Here is a 17,735-nt window from a genome sequence, read left to right on the forward strand (position 1 = left end):
CCCCCAAACAAAACAACTCCACCACAACGGGCAGTTGGTGTCGGCGGGTCCCGAGGCGCGCGGCGCCGGTCGGTGGGCTTCGTCGATGGGGCTGGGGGTTTCGAGGCGCGCGGCGCAGGTTGGTGGGCTTCGTCGGTCACGGCTGGGGTTTTGGGCGCGCGGCGCAGGTTGGTGGGCTTCGTTGATTTGCGTGGGGTTTCGAGGGTGCGGTGCATGTGTGGAGCTTCGTCGACTAGGTCATCGCCGAGATCTGGGGCGGGCCGCTGGCACGAAACTCCCCGACTACCTCATCCGTGAGCGCCTGCTGCTGGTGGCAGCGGACCAAGACCTGGTCCCCCACCGCCTCTGCGGACGCCGCTGGCCAGCCTGAGCACGCGGCGTGCCAGTTCGGCGGTGCGTTCGTAGGGGAGCATGTGGCCGGCGCCTGGGTAGCGGACGAACTCGGTCCCTGGCAGTAGGCGAGCGATTTCGGCGGCGTGTGTGGGTGGGATCACCCGGTCTCGGTCACCGACCAGGACCTCAGTGGGGATCTTCGCGTAGACCGCCAGGGCTGGGCCGCGCGCGTGGTTGCCGGTGATCTCACGGCGCAGGGCACCCGTCGTCCCCCGGTGCGCGCGGGCGAGTTGGTCGCCCGCTGAGCGCAGGTCGACCAGCCGGAACCGGTGGCCGAACGCCAACCAGCGCAGGAAGACCAACCCGGCGAACGCCTGTATCCGGCTCGGTGCCGACGGCCGAGAGTGTCCCGATCCGCGCCCACTACGGTTGAAGTATGCCCTGACCAGGGGTTTCGGCAGGCCGAATGTGGCCTCGTCCATGCGTCCCGACGAGGTGGCGACGAACATGGCGGCGGCGATCCGGTCGGTGACCAGGTCCGGGTGGCACTCGGCCAGTGCCATCATCACCATGCCGCCCATGGAGTGGCCGACCAGTACGATCGGGCCGGTGGTCGACTTCGCGATCACCTCGGCGAGGTCGTCGGCCAGCCTGGGCAGGGTCGCCGGGCCGCGCTCGGACCGGCCGTGTCCGCGTTGGTCGTAGCGCAGTAACCGCACCTCGCCTGCGAGTGCGTTGACCAGGGGGCTCCAGACGCGGGAGTCGCTGGTCCAGCCGTGCACCAGCAGGACGGTGACGCCGCCGCCGGTGTCCTGGATGTTGAGCACCACCCCGTCCGAGGTGCGGAATTCAGCCACCCGGCGAAGCTACTACGAGTCCCCGCGTCGACGCCGCCAGCAGTCCGGCCAACCGCGCGGTGACCTCGGTGGGCCGCTCGTAGTTGAGCATGTGCCCGGCACCGGGGTAGGTCCCCAGTTCGGCGTCGGGCAGCGCCTGAGCGATGATCCGGGCGTCGGTCACGGTGCACAGCCGGTCCCGGCCGCCCGCCATGATCACCGCGGGAATCCCCCGGTACACCGGCAAGGCGTGCACCCGCTCGTGTTCGTCCAACGCGTTGCGGAACTCGACCATGTTCGCCGGGTTGCACCGCCCGACCTGCGCCGCCGTCGCGGCGATGTGGGCGCGGGCGGGGCGGGCGCCGAACACCAGCCACCGCACGCCGGGCCGGGCGAACCCGGTTCGGCGTCCCATCAGGTGGGGCCTGCGCATCTTCGCGATCCGGCGGTTGATGAGCTTCTCGCCATAGAGGACCGGCGCGGCAACCCATCGCGGTAGGCCCAACGTGAGCCGGGAAAGACCGCCGGAGGTGGTCGCGACGAACGCGACCCCGGCGACCCGTCGCCTGATCAGCTCGGGATGCCGCTCGGCCAACGCCATCAGCGTCATGCCGCCCAGCGAGTGGCCGCCGAGCACGACCCGCCCGGTCGGGACGCGCTCATCGATGACCTCGGCGAGGTCGTCGGCGAGCCGGTCGATGGTGGCCGTCCCCCGGGGAGCAGCGCCGGATTTCCCGTGTCCGCGCAGGTCGAACCGGACCACCCGCACCCCGGGCAGGCCGTCGACGACCAGGTCCCAGGACGTGTGGTCCATCGTCCACCCGTGCACCAGCACCAGGGCGACGTCGGCGTTGGCAGGCCCGCTCTCGACGACGTTCAACTCCACGCCGTCGGATGTGGTCAGCGGGCTCATTTCGCGAGCAGCATCGAGCGGCGCCACAGGACGGTGCCCGGACCGCCCACCAACCCGGCCTCGCCGAGGAACTTCATGATCCGCTCACCCCAGTAGCGCATGGTCTCCTGGAAGTGCGGGTTCGCCTTCGCCGCCTTCCACGCCGCCTTCGGGTCCAGGCCGACGGCCGCGTAGACCCGGGGGTTGATCAGGCTGTACGCCACGAAGTACGACACGACGGCGGTCAGCGCCCGGTGGTACTGCCGCGCGACCCACCCGGCTTTCGCCATGCCGTGCACGACTTCCTGCCGCGCGAAGGTGACGTGCCGCGACTCTTCGAGCACGTGGATCCGGTTGACCATGCGGATCAGCGGCTGCAGGCCGGGGTCGACCATGTTCTCCCGCTGCATCCGGTCCAGCACCTCCTCGGCCACCAGGATCGCCGCGTAGGCGGAGGGGCCGCGGCCGATCGCCGGGAGGACCTTGGCCAACTGCCGGACCCACGGGCGCGGGCCGTAGGCGGGGACGCCGAACCGCTTGCACGCCTTGCCGAACATGGTGGAGTGGCGGCACTCGTCGGCGATCTCGGCGAGCAGGTAGTGCACGTGGTCGGTGGTCGGGTCGTGCTGGTAGACCTGTTTGAGCAGCATCTGCATCAGCAGGACCTCGAAGAAGATCCCGGTGCTCGCGATGCTGGCGATCTCGTGCTTGCCCAGCTCGATCCGCTGCTCCGGCGTCATCCGGTCCCAGATCTCGGTGCCGTACAAGGAGATCCGGTGTTCCGGGTGGAAGTGCAGGCCGGACGGGATGTCGGCGGCCCAGTCGATGTCGATGTCCGGGTCGTAGAACTTGTCCGCGGCGGACTTGAGCAACCGGCCCGCGGTCTTCTCCCGATCGGCTAACTTGGCAACCTGCGTCGCGCGGCTCATCGGCGAGTCACTCCCCTTCACGCGGCGATCCCGGCACGCGTAACTTCGGGTAACAGTTACTTCTGGTAGCATGAGTGTCATGGCTGACCGTGTCAAGCGACCCGGCGACACCGGGGACGCGCGCCGCGACCGGTGGAAGTCGCACCGCGCCGCCCGCCGCGAGGAGTTCGTCGAGGCGGCCCTGCGCGCGCTCGCCGAACACGGACCCGACCTGGGCATGGAGCACGTCGCCGCCGAGGCGGGGGTGACCAAACCGGTGCTCTACCGGCACTTCACCGACAAGGCCGACCTGTTCGTCGCCCTCGGCCACCGCGGCACCGAGATCCTGTTCGAGCGCCTCATCCCCGCGATGAACCGCGAGGAGGCGCCGCTGCCGCGCATCCGCAAGAGCCTGGACGCGTTCTTCTCCATCATCGAGGAGTACCCGAACCTCTACCGGCTGCTGGTCCGCTCCACCTTCGCCGACCGCAGGCTGGACAACGACATCGTCGCCGAGGACAAGGAGGTCATCGCCAACGCGCTGGCGTCCCTGCTCGGCGACTACATGCGCGCGTACCAGATCGACTCCGGCGGCGCGGAGGTCTGGGGCCACGGGATAGTCGGCATGGTCCAGAACGTCGGCGAGTGGTGGCTGGAACGGCGGACGATGAGCCGGGACGCGGTCGTGGAGTACCTGACCATGACGATCTGGTCCGCCATCGACGGCACCATGCGCGGCTACGGGGTCAGCATCGACCCGCACAAACCGCTGGAAATCAACAAGATCGTGCACCTGTCGTCCGGTGCGGGCAACGCCACCACCGCTTGACCCCCTGGAGTCCCCCATGTCCGATGAAGACGGCTACACCGGTCCGGCGACGCTGCGCACCGACGACCGGGAGTTCGCGGTCACCGTCGACCTGCGCGGCCACTTCCAGCCCATCGACGGCTACTACCGTTGGTACGGCCGGGTTTCCGCACACCCCGAAGTGTCGGCCGCGTTGGGCGGCAAGAAGGCGCGGGCGACGCTGACCACGCCCGAGGGCTCCGCGCAGGGCGAACTGACCGACCCGGACCCGTGGGACCGCTACCGGATCACGGGCACCAGCACCCCACCGTTCGCCGTCGCCACCGAACCGGGCGCCGCACCGGAGGTGTAACCCTCCACTATGGACCGCCGGGGACTAGCCCAGCCACGACTTCCACACCGGCAGCAGGGCGGCCAGCAGCCCGCTCGGGTTCTCGATCGCCGGTGAGTGCGCCGCGCCGTCGACCAGCGCGAACTCGGCGGCCAGCCGGTCGGCCATGTCCCGCTGCACCGGCGGCGGCCACGCGTCGTCGTCCACCCCGCACACCACTTGGCATCCCGCGGCCTGGGCGGTCAGCGCCCGGCCCAGGTCGTCCACCAGGTCCGGTTCGACGCGCAGCCCGAGGCTCATCCCGAGCAGGACCTCGACGGTGTTGCGCAGGAACCGCACGCGCAGGAACTCGCGGACGTCCTCACCGCGGGCGAGCCACGCCGGGTTGGTCGCGTTCATCGCGTCCAGGGTCCGGTGCACCGCCGCCACCCCGGACTTGCGCAGCACCGGCTCACCGAGTTCGAGCACCTGCCGCCGCCCGCCCGCGGCCAGGGCGGCGGGACCGGTGCTGAGCAGGGTCAACCCGACCACCCGCGCTCCCGCGATGACCGCCCGCCGGGCGACGAGACCGCCGTACGAGTGGCCCAGCAGGATCACCGGCCGGTCGAGCGACCCGATGACCGACGCCAGCAGCAGCCCCAGCGGCTCCGGCAGGTAGGCGTCCTCGGAGTCCAGCGGCGGCGAGTCCAGTTGCCCCGGCAGGTCGACCGCCAGCGGCGTCAACCCGGCGGCCGCGATGTCGTCCAAGATCGGCGCGAAGTCCTCCTTGGACCCCGTGTACCCGGGCACCAGCAGCGCGTACGGGCCGCCGGTGTCGATCCGGACCCCGGCGACCGGGCCGAGGCGGACCGGCTGCCCGGCGTGGCTGCTCAACTGCGAGTGCATGCCACCGAGTGTGCCCTGCCGGGGCGCGTCACGACCACTGATCGGTGGACGAGGGGAGGGGTGACTGCTTGTCGCCTTCGGCGACGCCGCTGGATGCGCCAGATAATGCTGGAGTGCCCGCTGGGGTGGAGTTGTTTTGTTTGGGGCCCCTGTGCGGTGGCCTGGGTAAGGCTAAAAGGCGGGGCCACTGGAAAGACGTGACGGACAGGGGTGTGGGGCTTCGTCGATTTAGGGCGGGTTTCGAGGGGCGCGGTGTCGGTGTGGCGCTTCGTCGATTTGCGTGGGGGTTTCGGGGGCGCGGTGTTGGGTGTGGCGCTTTGTCGATGGGAGGTGGGTTCTCGCGGGGACGTTTTGTTTTTGGGTTTGGGGTTTGGTTACCACATCCAGCGGATGCCGTGGATGGCGGATTCTGAGTTCTGGGCCGATGTGTGTACGCCCCCATAAGAGCCCGGTTCCAATGTCTCCCGGTGGACTTCCGGCTCCTCCGTCGATTCCTGCGTATACGCGAAACAAACCGATGGCAGGGCCGATGGGTGGAAGTTTACTTCCGAGAGGTAGTCCCGAAACGCCCGTCGGGATGCTCGTGAGTACCGTGTTGAAGCGGCTTGGCCGAACCAGCGGACTTCGTACTCGAATACTGCCGTCTGCCCTGATGACAGCGACCGGTCGAACAGGATCTCCGCCACTGTGAACCGTGACGACGCCACTGGTCGTACTCGGCCGACTGCGCATCCGGAGCCGGTCAGCACGGCGGGTAGTGCGCGGTCTGTTTCTTCGGCCCGGTGGAGCACCACCATCGACCGTAGTCCGTCCACTTCGGATCGAACCAGCATTCGCACGCGGGTTCGCACGTCCCGTCCGTGGTGGTCGAGGAAGTGTTGGTCGTGCACGTTCAGGTACGTCATCTCGCCCGGGGCGGGTTCGGACAGCTCCGACAGTACCGGCGCCAGCCCAGAAACGCTGTCCCACAACGCCTCGTGGGGGCGGACGAGGCCGCCGCGGGCGACCCAGCGGCCGCGGGGTTTGCGCGGGCCCAGCAACGCCACCAGGTACCCGCGCGGCAACTTCAGGACGTCCTCGATGACTTCGACGGCGCGCAGGGACTCGGGGCGTTCGGGGCGGGTGCGGCCGCGGCGCCAGTAGCTGAGGGTGGAGAGGCTGACGCGGATGCCCTCGGCGGCGAGTTTGCGTTGGAGGTGTTCGAGGCTGAGGCCGCTGCGTTCGATCGCGCCGGAAAGGACCGTGGGGAACGTTTCCAGCGGCACTGGGTCGCTGATGCGGAATGGTTGCATGGGGGTCCTCGCAGAAACGGGGGAACGGCAGGTCCCCTCCACGCGGGAGCGGACCTGCCGTCGTGCCGGGTCAGGTGGTGATCAGCTCGGGATGCGGGTCGAGCCCACGGTGTAGGCACCGAACTTGGTGACCGTCAGCGTGAACGTGGTCTTGCCGGTCTTCCCGTCGGCCGAGGTGGCCGTGATGGTGATCGGGTAGCTGCCGGTCGGTGTGCTGAAGCTGGTGAAGAACCAGACGTTGCTGGTGCCGTTCTGCGCGATCGTCGCCGGGTTGAAGGTGACCTGGGTGCCGGTGGGGGCGCCGGTGGCGGTCAGCTTCAGGCTGCCGGTGCCGCCGCTCGCCTTGACCGAGGCCTGCACCAGTTGACCCTGCCAGCCGCTGCCCGACGACGGGGTGGCGGTGACGGTGACGTCGCCGGTCGGCGGCTCCGTGGAACCGTTGACCGTCAGCGCGACCGTGGTGGTGGCGGTCTTGCCGTTGGCGTCGGTGCCGGTGACCGTGATGTTCGACGTGCCAGCGGTGGCGGTGCTCGACACGTCCAAGGTCAGCTTGGCCGAACCGCCCGCGGTGACCGAGGTCGGCTGGAACACCGCCTTCACACCGGAGGGCACACCGGACGCGGTCAGGTTGATGGTCTGGCCGCGGCTGCCGCCGGAGGTGTTGATGGTGGTGGAGATGTACTTGCCCTTGTCCGCGGCCACCTTGTCCGGCGAGGCCGACAGGGTGAAGTCGCTCGGCTGCGGGTCGCCGCCACCGGTAACGGTGAGGGAGTACTTGGCCGTCGCGGTTTTACCGCTGGCGGTGGTCGCCGTCAGGGTCACGTCGTAGGTGCCGTTGGGCGCTGCGGTAGCCGCGTCGAACGTGACCTTCGCGGAGCTGCCCGTGCTAACCGAGGTCGGCTGGAAGACGGCCTTGACGCCACTGGGCAGCCCCGAAGCGGACAGGGTCGCGTTCTCCGAACCGCCGGAGCCCGCGGTGGTGTTGACCGTGGCGGACAGGTACTTACCGGCGGCGACAGAGCCACTCGCGGGAGTGACGCTCACGCCGAAGTCACCGGTGGGCGGCGGGGTGGTGTCGCCGACCTCCGACTTGACCCAGTCGCCCATCTCGTTGTCGAGGCGGCCGTAGACGCTGTACCACTTGAAGTCCGACCGGCTCCAGGACGCGACGCCGTAGACCTTGTTGTTGACGACCAGCGGGCCGCCGCTGTCGCCGGGGAGGATGGTGACCCGGCCGTCGGAGTACCCGGCGCAGATCATGTACGCGTTCTTGAAGCCCGCGCCGACGCCGGTGCAGACCTTGTCGCCGTCGACGATCGGCAGGGTCGCCTTGTCGAGGGTGACGTCCTGCGAGGTGTCGTTGAAGTCCTTCTTGCCGTAGCCGAAGCCGGTGGCGTTCTTGCCCGGTGCGGCACCGCCCGCGTCGGCCGAGGTGGCGAACGACGGGTAGGCGGCGTTGTTCTTCAGCGTGATGTCGCGGTCGACGGTGACGACGGCGACGTCGTAGCCCTGGTCGAAGTTCACGTACTTCGGGTGCTTCTTGTAGCTGACCACGTTGACGGCGAACCCGGTGCCGGAGCCGCCCTTGTAGTCCTTGAGGTCGTCGAGCCCGTAGACGAACTTCTTGTCGCCCTCGGCGTCGGCGCAGTGCGCGGCGATCAGGATCTTGCGCGGCGCGACGACGGTACCGGTGCAGGTCTCACCCTCGGGCCGGGGACCGCCCGCGCGGATGCCCGCGACGATGCCAGGGAACTCGCTCACGGTGCTGTCCTGGCCGCCGACGAAGGCCGGGTGGGCATCGCCGAGGTTCGTGGGGACGGTGGCGCCCTCGTAGTTGGCCGCGGGGGCGTTCGGGACACCCGCGGTCGGCTGAGCCGCGTTCGCGATCGTGGTGCCCACCGGCACCAGTACCGCTGCCGCGGTCAGAGCCAGCAGACCCCAGGACCGTGGTGTTCGTTTCACGATGGTTCCTTTCCGGATCAGGAACGCGCGCCTCTAGGCAGGGACGGCGGCGGTTCGCTGCAGGTCACTTTCGGGTGACGCCCGGTGAGGAACAATCAGGGTCGGTATCCGTAGGGGTACGGAACTTTATCCGTACCTGCGGAAACAGGGATGGGAAGCGGGGTCTGGTGGACACGACGGCGGCGGTGTCGGCGCGGATGAGCAGGCAGCGGTCCCGGGACACCGGAACGGAGATCGCGCTGCGCAAGGCACTGCACGCTTTGGGGCTCCGCTACCGAGTGCACCAGCGGCCGGTGCGCACCGTGCGTAGGGAGGCGGATGTCGTGTTCACCAGGGTCAAGGTCGCCGTCTTCGTCGACGGCTGCTTCTGGCACGGCTGCCCCGAGCACGCGACCTGGCCCAAGCGCAACGCCGACTTCTGGCGGGACAAGATCGAGGGCAACCGCCGCCGCGACCGCGACACCGACGTGCGGCTGGGCGAGCAGGGCTGGGCGGTGGTGCGCGTCTGGGAACACGAAGACCCGCTGGTGGCCGCCGGTCGCGTACGCGACGTGGTGCTCGCCCAACGCTCCGAAGTGGACTAAAGAGTCTCCAGCCGCAGCGCCGTGCTCACCTCGTCACACCACGTCACGAAGCTCTGTTCGGCCGCGATACCGCCGCGCAGCACCAGGAACTGGTGCAGCCGGGTGCCCTTGAGCGCGTGCCGCTCCGGGTAGTCGCGCAGCTCGATCGCCTGGTAGGCGGCCAGCCGCTCGGCGTGGTGGGCCCGGTGCCGCTCGACCTCGGCCAGCACCGCGCCCCGGTCGCCGTGCGTGACCCCGCGGATCTTCACCGCGAGCTCGTCGCGCAACTCGGCGGGCGGCGCCTGCTCGGTCAGCCAGCGGGCCAACTCCGCGGCGCCGGTGCCGGTGACCGTGTAGACCTTCTTGTCCGGCCTGGTCGACTGCGCGATGTGCTCGACGGAGACCCAGCCCGCGTCGTCCATCCGCCTGAGCACGCGGTAGATCTGCTGGTGGGTGGCCTGCCAGAAGTACCCGGTCGAGCGGTCCAGCCGCCGGGCCAGTTCGTACCCGGTGCCTGCCTGCTCGCTGAGCGCCACCAGGATCGCGTGCTCCAACGCCATGTACCGGACAGTAGGTACGTGGTCGCCGGGACTGCAACGAGAGGCATATCTCAGAGGTCGTCGAGGAACGCCGCGACCACCTCGTTGAACTCGTCCGGCCGCTCCAGGTTGGGCAGGTGCGCGGCGCCTTCGACCACGTGCAGCTTCGTCGCCGGGATCAACTCGACCTCATCGATGGGGGTGAAGCTGTCTTCGCTGCCCACGATGACCAACGTCGGCACCGGGTTGGCTTTAAGCGACTCGCGGTAGTCGGGCCTGTCGGCTCGTCCGCGTTGCGCTGCCGCTGCGCCCTCGGCCGGCGCATTCAGCATCATCTTCAGCACGTGCTCGGCGGCCTTGTCGTTGCCTGGGGCGACCATCTTCCACAGGACCTCGTGCGCGTAAGGGGCCATGCCTTCTCGTACAAGCCGGTCGGCCATCTTGAGCCTGTCCTGCCGTGACTCCGTTGTCTCCGCGCGGGCCGTGGTGTCGGCGAGGATCAGCGCCTTGACCAAATGTGGGTACCGACGGTGGAACTCCATCGCGACCTGGCCGCCCATGGACAGTCCACACAGGACGGTAGGTTCGTCGGTCAGCGCGGTGAGGTCGTCGGCGAACACGTGCATCGGGGTGATCCCGGCAGCGGGCTCGGCACCGCCGTAGCCGCGCAGGTCGGGGGCGGTGGCGTCGAACCGGTCGAGTTGGGGGAGCCACATCGTCCGGTCGAACGGGTGGCCGTGCACCAGCAGCATGGGCGTCCTCTCTTGTTGCTCCCACGCTAGCGAGGGCACAATGTCAGTGCAATCAAAACAATGTACTCGGAGCAATGATGGACTACCGCGAGGTCGCCGACCTGGTCGCGCAGGACATCGCCGCGGGCAGGCTCGGCCCCGGCGCCCAACTACCGCCGCATCGCCGTTTCGCCCGCACGGCATCGCCGTCTCCACCGCCTCCCGCGTGTACCGCGAACTCGTGCGGCGCGGCCTGGTGATCGGCGAGGTCGGCCGGGGCACGTTCGTCCGCGCCGCACCCGGGCGCCCCGCCCTGGCCGAACCCGCCGCGGCCCCGGTCGACCTGGAACTGAACTTCCCGGTCCTGCCCGAGCACTCCGGCGTCCTCGCCGACAGCCTCCGCGCGGTCTTGCGCCCGGACGTCCTCGCCGAGTCCATTCGCGCCGTCGGGGTCGCGGGCACCTCCGACTCGCGGATCGCCGCCGCCGCGCTGCTGTCCCGCGGCGGGTGGACGCCCGAGCCGGACTCGATCCTGTTCGCGGGCAACGGTCGCCAAGCCATCGCGGCCGCGATCGCCGCCCTGGTGCGGCCGGGGGAGCGGCTGGGCGTGGAGGAGATCACGTACGCCGTCGTCAAGGGAATCGCCGAACGCCTCGGCGTCACCTTCGTCCCGCTCGCCGTCGACTCCCTCGGCGTCACGCCGGACGCGCTGTCCTCGGCAGGCCTGTTGCGCGCCGTTTATCTGCAACCCGCCCTGCACAATCCGCTCGGCATCACCATGGACGCCTCGCGCCGCTGCGCCGTCGCCGAAGTTCTCACCAGCCGGGGCATTGCGCTCATCGAGGACACGACCTACGGATTCCTGCACGACGACCCTCCACTGTGGCCACTCGTCCGGCACGCCGTCCTCGTCGACAGCCTGTCCAAGCGGATCGCGCCCGGCCTGACCCTCGGCTTCGCCGTCACCACCCCGGATCTGCGCCCCGCCGTCACCACCGCCGTCCGTTCCGGTGCCTGGTCTCCGCAGCGGTTCGCGCTCACCGCCATGACCACCTGGGCCACCGACGGCACCGCCACCCGGCTCCGTACGGACAAACGCGCCGACGCCCGCGCCCGCCAAGAGTTGGCCGCCCACCACTTGGCGGGCTTTGACATCCAGGCCGATCCTCGCTCTTACCACCTCTGGTGGCGCCTCCCCGCGCACTGGCGCCCGGACACCTTCACCGCCGCAGCCTCCCGCGCCGGTATCGCTCTTACCCCAGCGGCCTCGTTCGCGGTGCCACCCGCCCCGGTCCCCAACGCTGTCCGGCTAGCCCTCGCCGCGCCCCCGCTCCCAACTCTTACGACCGCCCTGACCCACCTGGCCGCCTTGGCCACCACGCCCGACCCGTTCACCGACTAGCGCCCGACCACCGCGACGGCATCCCGGGCAGTTCAACCCGACACGAGCCGGAGCGCCTCGAGCATGACCGTGCCGGGGATGCGCACCTGCAGATCGGGTTCGGCGTGGATCAGCAGGTCGGGCGGGCCGCCGAACTGGTCGGCCAGCCTGCCGATCAGGATGGCGACCTCCACCCCGCTGAACTTCTGCCAGTGCGGCGGCCAGTCCGGCGGCACCGCGTCCTCGGTGACGAAGGCGTGCGCGACCCGGCCACGCAGCTCCAGCCGGGTCCGCGGCGGCCGGTTCGGGTCGGCGGGCAGCACCAGCGTCGCCGCCAGCACCGCGATGACCGCCTCCCGGTACTCGATCTGACCGGTGTGCGCGAGCTGCAGCACCGCCTCCGCCTCTGAGCGCGGCGCGGGCCAGCCGAGCGCGGCGGGGGACGGCCGGTAGCCGGGGTTCGGGTCGAAGGCGGGGATCACGCCGCCGCCCGCGTCGACCGGGTACCGGCCGACCACCGCCCACTCCGGCACGTTCGAGCCCTCGTGCGCCGGGTCGAGCACCTCGACCCAGCCACCGGGGCGGGACAGCGCGTACGAGCGCATCTCCGGGGTGATCGACGGCGACCACCGGGGGCGGTAGTGCGGGTTGGGCACGAACTCGTCGGTGATCTCGCCGCGCCCGTCGACCAGGTAGCGGCCCGCGACCTGCCCGTCGTCGGCGACGACGGGCAGCCAACTGTCGGGCGCGGTCCTGGCCTGCGCCCGCAGGGCAGCGGTGATCGGCGGTCGGCGCGGTGTCGACACGGTCGAGCCAGCCTCCTCGGACGGTGTTCTCGTGGCTGTCTAGCAGGGTACGAGCACTGGTTGCCCCAAAACGGGGGGTAACGGTCCACGCCACGGCGGGGGTGCACTCTTTCGTGGGGAACTGCGGGTCTCGGGTTGCGCGCCGCCGTCGGACGGTGTCCAAGATCGCCGCCCGCCGCCGCGGACCCCGGAATGTGGGCGGCGCGGTCGTTGATCGGCTGTTCGCCGGGGCGCGCCGGAGTCCCGGTCACTCCTTTGGCCCAGTCCGGCAGGCGGATAGAGTCCACAGTGGACTTATTGCCTACAAATAGGAAACAATAGGCAACACAACTGGATGGGCGTTTCGCTGTCGTGTTGCGGCTTGGCATGCGGGATCATCTGCGCCATGACCGGTCGGGACGGCGAAGACAACAACTCTTGGCCACTCGGGGAAGTACTTCGGCGCGCGCGGGACGAGAAGGGCTGGTCGCAGGAAGACGCGGCCCAGAAAGCCCGGTTCTCGCGCACCTCGTGGCAGCAGTTGGAGAGCGGGCGGCGGGCCGACCGCAAGCCGTTCCGCCCCAAGGCGGACACGGTGATCAACGCCGCCCTCGCGGTCGACGTCGAACCCGTCGAGGCGCTGCGCCTGGCGAACCTCGACCCGACCAAGTATGAGCCCGCCCGCGCCGGGCGGCCGACGGCGACGGTCACCGAGGTCCGCGAGCTCGTCATGCGCCTCACCGAGGAGCAGCGGCAGGCGGTGGTCAACCTGATCCGCTCCTTCACCGAGCCGATCCCGTCGAACTCCCCCACCACCGCCGAGGCGTACCGGCACACCGCCATCAAGAAACGCCCCCGCGATGACGACGAAGAGGACGAGGACTGAGCATCCCGGTCCACAGTGGACACCGGATGACCTGTGCCGTTCTCCCCTCGTGCCCGGACCGGGCTAGGGTCGGTTCACCCCACCAACCCCCGCCGGAGGCCCCGGGTGCGCACCCCCACCCTCGTCGCGATCATCGCCGCCCTCGCGACCGCCTGCACGTCCCCCGTGCCCGGCACCCCCGTCGCGCCACCCGGCACACCCTCAACCTCCACCTCACGGTCAGAGTTACCCGACCGCTCCCCACCCTCCACCGACTCGATCACCATCACCTTCCTCAACCACACCGCGGCCCCCATCCGCATCCTGTGGCTCGACTTCACCGGAACCGAGCAGCTCTACCAAACCCTCGCCCCCGCCACCAGCTACCCCCAACAAACCTACGTCGGCCACATCTGGATCGCCCGCACCCCCACCAACACCGAACTCACCCGCTTCGCCGCCTCCCCCACCCACCTCGAGGTGGTCATCGACTAGTCCCGCTCACGACGACGGCTATCGCGTCGTGGCTGTGGATGCTCTCCAGGTTCCGAACCGCCACCCGGTGCGCCAGCCCTCGCGCACGGCAGGCGGCGGACAGGTCGCGGACCATGTCCTCCACGAACGCGGGGTGCTCGTACGCCTGCATGGTCAGCACCCGTTCATCCGGCCGCTTGACCAGCGGGATCACCGGTGCGGAGCCGCTCGCGGCGATCAACGCGACCGCCTCGGACACCGGGAGCGGGTACGGGTCGTCGCTGTTCCCCTCGACCGTCAGGGAGACCCGGCTGCGCTGGTTGTGCGCACCGTAGTCGGAGATGGTCTTGGAGCACGGGCACAGGCTGGTCACCTCGCCGTGCAGGGTCGTGCTGATCCGGCAGGCACCGTTCGCCAGCGCACCTGTGATCGTCACGTCGTGCACCGCCATCGACTCGGCGCCGGACGCCGGAGCCACGACCGGGGTGAACAACGACAGTTCCGCGTTCACCTCGATGGCAGGCGCGTCCAGTTCGTGTTGCCCCGCCTTCAGCACTCGGGGAAGGTCAATGGGGTCGAGCGTGCTGAGGTGGTCGCGGACGAGTGCGACCATTCGACTCATGTGCGTGCCGCGGCGGTCCGCCTGCAGGCGGACGGTGACCGAGAAATCCGCGATGGTGTTCTGCCGCAGTTCGCTGTCGCTGAACAGCACGGGGTAGCGCAGCCCCGTGATACCGACCTGGTCGACCTCGATACCGCGCTCGTCGACCTCGTTCTGAACGTCGTGCATGGCCGTCTCTCAGTCTTCTCCGCCCTGGTAGCGCACCGGGTCGACCAGACCGGCCTCGGCGAACCCCTTCAGCCGCAGCAAGCAGGTGTCGCAGCGGCCGCAGGCCCGACCGGACTCGTCCGGGTCGTAGCAACTCGACGTGATCGAGTAGTCCACACCGAGGCGCATCCCCTCCTGGATGATCCGGGCCTTCGACATCTCGATCAGCGGCGAGTGGAGGGTGAGCCGGGAATGGCCCTCGACACCAGCCCGGGTGGCCAGGTTCGCCATTTCCTCGTACGCCCGCATGTACTCCGGCCTGCAATCCGGATAACCGCTGTAATCGACCGCCGTCACCCCGGTGAAAATGTCTGATGATCCGACTACTTCGGCGTAGGCCAGCGCGAACGACAGGAATATGGTATTACGGGCGGGCACGTAGGTCGTCGGAATCGAGTCGCTCACGACGTCGTCGAGGCTGTCGTGCTTGGGCACCTCGATGTCCGAGGTCAGTGCCGAACCCCCGAAAACCCGCAGGTCGATGTCGGCGATGACGTGCCGGCCCACCCCTTGCGCGGCGGCCACCCGGCTCGCCGCCGCCAGTTCGACGCTGTGCCGCTGCCCGTAGCGGAAGCTGAGGGCATACGGTTCGAAGCCCCGGTCTTTGGCGATGGCGAGTACCGTCGTGGAATCCAGTCCGCCGCTGAGCAGCACGATCGCCGGTCGGGTCACAGAGGTGCCTCACATTCAAGGTCCGGGGACGGGCAGCCGAGTTTACTTTCTGGCGCGAGGTAGAGTCACCCGGACTGTCGGCGAGTTCGGAGTAGGAGCCCAGGGGGCGTGAAGCGACTCTCAGTAGTGGTGACTTGCACAGAGCGCAAGGCCATCGCTGTCGCTCCCACGCTCCAGGCGAGGAGGTTGTCCGCGGGCACGCTCCTGGGCAAGGCCGACGAGTGGTGCGGTCGAATCGCTGAGGCGGACAACCGGTTACCGCTGACCAACCTGTACCGGGGTGAGCACTGGGTGCAAACCCTCGGGTTGATGCGGATCGCCGCGGACATGGGATTCGACGCGGAGCTCTGGGTCGCCTCCGCGGGCGTCGGACTGCAGCAGGCCGACCGGAGATTCCCCGCCTACGGGGCCACTTTCACCCACGGGCATGAAGACACCGTGGCGGACACCGGCGAAGACGGTCGGCGGTGGTGGAGTGCCATCGGGAGTTCGCTCGACGCGTCGTCACTTCCCGAACTCCGTAAGGGTCACTCTGTTCTGCTGGTTTTGTCCGATGTGTACGCGAAAGTGATGTGCGAGGAATTGCGCGCCCTCGGCCGGTCCGGTGGTGACGTGCTGCTCGTCGGCGGCTCCGAGGACATCGAGGGCCTCCATCGGCTGCCCGCGAACGGGGCGCTGCGCAACGCTCTCGGCGGCACGATGATGGCGCTCAACGTGCGCATGGCGGTGGCCTGGCTGTCCCGGTGCCGTGATCTCGTGCTCGACTCACCCAAGGTCGGCACCGCGTGGCGCAAGTGGGCCTCCCGGGTCGAGAAGCCCGACCGATACGATCGTCAACCGCTCTCCGATGACGAGGTCAAGCAGTACATCGTCGAGTCGTCCGCGAGGTACCCCGGTATCGCGCGGACGCGCCTGCACCGCATGCTCCGCGACAGCGGGCGCGCGTGTGAGCAGAAGCGGTTCGCTGAGCTGTACAAGGAAGCGATGCGCGAAGAGGTGGCATCCACGTTCAACACGGGAACCGGGTCGAGGTCAAATCCGTCGTGAAATTCTACTTTCCGGACAGTCAGGACCTGGTCAGTCCCACCTACGACTTCCTGCAGGACGAGTACCTCCCCACCCGGGTGCGCCAACGCGACGACGTCTACGCGCACGAGGTGGTCACCCCGCTGCCCTACGACGGGATCCTGGTCAGCAAGGCCATTGTGGATCCGTCGGCGGCGCGCGGTGCGGGCAAGTACGCGGCTCCGCAGCGTGCCAGGTTGTACCGGCTCGGTGTGCGGAGGTTCTTCCGGCTGCCGGAGTCGATGGTCAGCCTCGGTGACTGCGGAGCGTTCAACTACATCGACGAGGAGTACCCGCCGTACTCGATCGACGAGGTGCTGAACTTCTACGACGGTTGCCGGTTCGACGCCGGGGTCAGCATCGACCACGTGATCTTCGGGTACCGCCCCGGTGTGCCGGACGACTTCATCGACGAGGCCTGGCGCAAGCGGCGGACGATCTCGCTGGATCTGGCGGAGAAGTTCATCGCCGCCGTGGCCGAGCGGGACACGGGTCTGGAGCCGGTGGGGGCCGCGCAGGGGTGGAGCCCGGAGAGTTACGCCGACAGCGTCGCCCAGTTGGCGGAGATGGGCTACCGGCGGGTGGCGCTCGGTGGCATGGTGCCACTGAAGACTGACGAGATCGTCGCCTGTCTGGTCGAGATCACCGAGCGACTCGGGGAGAACAGGCCACACCTGCACCTGTTGGGCATCAACCGGCTGGACAGCATGAGCACGTTCGCCGACTACGGGGTGACCAGCTTCGACAGTACGTCGGTGTTCCGCCAGGCGTTCATGGACGACCGGAACAACTACCACACCGACGAGTCCACCTTCACCGCGATCCGGGTGCCGCAGGTGGACGGTAACCCGGCTCTGAAGCGCCGGGTGTTGGCGGGCAAGGTGTCGCAGTCCGCCGCCATCCACGCCGAACGGGAGTGCCTGGCCCTGCTGCGGGCGTACGACCAGGGTGGCGTCGACGTCGAAGAGGTCCTCGCCGCGTTGACCGTCTACGAGCGGTTGGTGCTCGGTGACGACACGAAGAAGAAGTCCTACATCGCCAGCTATCGCCGCACGCTGGAGGAGAAGCCCTGGCAGGACTGCCCGTGCGGGCTGTGCCGGGCGCACGGCATCGAGATCGTGGTCTTCCGGGGGACCGAGCGGAACAAGCGCCGCGGGTTCCACAACCTGTCGGTGCTGGAAGCGAAAATGCGGAGACTGCAGTTCCCCGGTGATCGTGGTGACGACGCCGCCGAAGCTAGGAGCACACGTGGCTGACCAGTACACCCTGCGCCTTCCCGCGTTGGAGGTTCGGCAGGGGCGGCGGCGGATTTACTGCTTCGCCGTGGATGGGAAGAAGTTGCCGGGGTTCGCGGCGGTGTCGCGGGTGCGGCGTGATGAGGGTGAGGAGTTGCAGGGGTATCAGCGGCCGGAGGGGCTCAGCCACATTCGGGCGATTCGCCGGTATCTGGAGTCGGATGGGGCGATGTTGCCGAACGCGATCGTGGTGGCGTTCGACAAGCGGGTGGAGTTCGTGCCCGCGGTGATGCAGGGCGAGTCGGTGGACTACTCGGTGATGGGTGAGTTGGTGATCCCGGTCGACGAG

At 69.0% G+C, this 17,735-nt stretch carries 21 protein-coding genes; 10 read left to right on the plus strand and 11 right to left on the minus strand.

The genetic code is table 11. From position 1 onward, the window contains the following. Positions 1-287 precede the first annotated feature (287 nt). The 3 genes from H504_RS33840 to H504_RS0107650 are packed head-to-tail and all read right to left on the minus strand — an operon-like array spanning position 288 to position 2,990. Positions 288-1,190: an alpha/beta fold hydrolase gene (locus tag H504_RS33840; RefSeq protein ID WP_051385607.1), complete on the minus strand. Its 903-nt coding sequence runs from the start codon at positions 1,188-1,190 to the stop codon at positions 288-290. Continuing rightward, positions 1,183-2,082, minus strand: a complete 900-nt coding sequence (locus H504_RS0107645; RefSeq protein ID WP_026422298.1) for an alpha/beta fold hydrolase — start codon at positions 2,080-2,082, stop codon at positions 1,183-1,185. The genes H504_RS33840 and H504_RS0107645 overlap by 8 nt, the downstream gene beginning before the upstream one ends. Further along, positions 2,079-2,990: an AurF N-oxygenase family protein gene (locus H504_RS0107650; protein ID WP_026422299.1), complete on the minus strand. Its 912-nt coding sequence runs from the start codon at positions 2,988-2,990 to the stop codon at positions 2,079-2,081. Before H504_RS0107650 ends, H504_RS0107645 begins: the two co-directional genes overlap by 4 nt. Positions 2,991-3,060: 70 nt before the next feature. Between H504_RS0107650 and H504_RS0107655 the strand changes: the two genes are divergently transcribed. Next, positions 3,061-3,798, plus strand: a complete 738-nt coding sequence (locus tag H504_RS0107655; RefSeq protein ID WP_026422300.1) for a TetR/AcrR family transcriptional regulator — start codon at positions 3,061-3,063, stop codon at positions 3,796-3,798. Between the two features lie 16 nt (positions 3,799-3,814). Next, entirely contained in the window at positions 3,815-4,129 is a 315-nt protein-coding gene (locus H504_RS0107660; RefSeq protein ID WP_026422301.1) for a DUF4873 domain-containing protein, read from the plus strand. A 24-nt stretch (positions 4,130-4,153) separates the two neighbouring features. On the opposite strand, the gene H504_RS0107665 is transcribed toward H504_RS0107660, so the two are convergent. The 3 genes from H504_RS0107665 to H504_RS0107675 all read right to left on the minus strand — a co-directional run bounded on the left by H504_RS0107665 (position 4,154) and on the right by H504_RS0107675 (position 8,247). Beyond that, entirely contained in the window at positions 4,154-4,993 is an 840-nt protein-coding gene (locus H504_RS0107665) for an alpha/beta fold hydrolase (RefSeq protein WP_026422302.1), read from the minus strand. Positions 4,994-5,367: 374 nt separating this feature from the next. Then, a complete protein-coding gene (locus tag H504_RS33845) occupies positions 5,368-6,285 on the minus strand; it encodes a transcriptional regulator (RefSeq protein ID WP_051385608.1) in 918 nt (305 codons plus the stop codon). A gap of 81 nt (positions 6,286-6,366) precedes the next feature. Continuing rightward, the gene (locus H504_RS0107675; protein WP_084467463.1) at positions 6,367-8,247 is read right to left on the minus strand and encodes a trypsin-like serine protease; all 1,881 of its coding nucleotides are present in this window, start codon (positions 8,245-8,247) and stop codon (positions 6,367-6,369) included. 167 nt (positions 8,248-8,414) lie between these two features. On the opposite strand from H504_RS0107675, the gene H504_RS0107680 reads away from it, so the two are divergent. Beyond that, positions 8,415-8,831 carry a very short patch repair endonuclease gene (locus H504_RS0107680; RefSeq protein WP_026422304.1) on the plus strand — a complete coding sequence of 139 codons (417 nt, stop codon included), beginning with the start codon at positions 8,415-8,417 and terminating at the stop codon, positions 8,829-8,831. Here H504_RS0107680 and H504_RS0107685 read toward each other — a convergent pair. Then, entirely contained in the window at positions 8,828-9,370 is a 543-nt protein-coding gene (locus tag H504_RS0107685; protein WP_026422305.1) for a PadR family transcriptional regulator, read from the minus strand. The two genes, H504_RS0107680 and H504_RS0107685, sit on opposite strands and share 4 nt — an antisense overlap. Before the next feature lie 50 nt (positions 9,371-9,420). Next, positions 9,421-10,101, minus strand: coding sequence for an alpha/beta fold hydrolase (locus tag H504_RS0107690; RefSeq protein WP_051385610.1), 681 nt, complete (start codon positions 10,099-10,101; stop codon positions 9,421-9,423). Between the two features lie 74 nt (positions 10,102-10,175). Here H504_RS0107690 and H504_RS43825 point away from each other — a divergent pair, with 74 nt between their 5' ends. Both H504_RS43825 and H504_RS33850 read left to right on the plus strand, forming a co-directional pair. Continuing rightward, complete coding sequence (locus H504_RS43825) at positions 10,176-10,340, plus strand: hypothetical protein (RefSeq protein WP_342668761.1); 165 nt, start codon at positions 10,176-10,178, stop codon at positions 10,338-10,340. Next, entirely contained in the window at positions 10,307-11,482 is a 1,176-nt protein-coding gene (locus H504_RS33850) for an aminotransferase-like domain-containing protein (RefSeq protein WP_342668762.1), read from the plus strand. The genes H504_RS43825 and H504_RS33850 overlap by 34 nt, the downstream gene beginning before the upstream one ends. Before the next feature lie 32 nt (positions 11,483-11,514). Here H504_RS33850 and H504_RS38505 read toward each other — a convergent pair whose 3' ends face one another. Next, positions 11,515-12,267 (minus strand): type VII secretion system-associated protein, encoded by a 753-nt coding sequence (locus H504_RS38505; protein ID WP_051385611.1) that lies wholly within the window; start codon positions 12,265-12,267, stop codon positions 11,515-11,517. Between the two features lie 385 nt (positions 12,268-12,652). Between H504_RS38505 and H504_RS0107705 the strand changes: the two genes are divergently transcribed. Beyond that, positions 12,653-13,132 (plus strand): helix-turn-helix domain-containing protein, encoded by a 480-nt coding sequence (locus tag H504_RS0107705; protein WP_026422307.1) that lies wholly within the window; start codon positions 12,653-12,655, stop codon positions 13,130-13,132. Between the two features lie 105 nt (positions 13,133-13,237). Beyond that, positions 13,238-13,606, plus strand: coding sequence for a VHL beta domain-containing protein (locus H504_RS43580; RefSeq protein WP_035303598.1), 369 nt, complete (start codon positions 13,238-13,240; stop codon positions 13,604-13,606). Here the strand turns inward: H504_RS43580 and H504_RS0107715 are convergent. Continuing rightward, entirely contained in the window at positions 13,596-14,375 is a 780-nt protein-coding gene (locus H504_RS0107715) for a GTP cyclohydrolase I FolE2 (protein ID WP_026422308.1), read from the minus strand. The genes H504_RS43580 and H504_RS0107715 overlap by 11 nt on opposite strands. Positions 14,376-14,384: 9 nt before the next feature. Next, entirely contained in the window at positions 14,385-15,086 is a 702-nt protein-coding gene (gene queC, locus H504_RS0107720) for a 7-cyano-7-deazaguanine synthase QueC (protein WP_026422309.1), read from the minus strand. 129 nt (positions 15,087-15,215) lie between these two features. On the opposite strand from queC, the gene H504_RS33865 reads away from it, so the two are divergent. From H504_RS33865 to H504_RS43995, 3 genes are all read left to right on the plus strand, one after another. Next, positions 15,216-16,133, plus strand: a complete 918-nt coding sequence (locus tag H504_RS33865; RefSeq protein WP_157440270.1) for a hypothetical protein — start codon at positions 15,216-15,218, stop codon at positions 16,131-16,133. Further along, complete coding sequence (dpdA, locus tag H504_RS33870) at positions 16,130-17,407, plus strand: tRNA-guanine transglycosylase DpdA (protein ID WP_035303600.1); 1,278 nt, start codon at positions 16,130-16,132, stop codon at positions 17,405-17,407. Before H504_RS33865 ends, dpdA begins: the two co-directional genes overlap by 4 nt. Then, positions 17,400-17,735, plus strand: a 336-nt coding sequence (locus H504_RS43995; RefSeq protein ID WP_211239286.1) for a DGQHR domain-containing protein, incomplete at its 3' end; no start/stop codon positions are given. The genes dpdA and H504_RS43995, both read left to right, overlap by 8 nt.

Origin of the sequence: Actinokineospora inagensis DSM 44258 (genome assembly GCF_000482865.1) — a bacterium.
Lineage (GTDB): Bacteria > Actinomycetota > Actinomycetes > Mycobacteriales > Pseudonocardiaceae > Actinokineospora > Actinokineospora inagensis.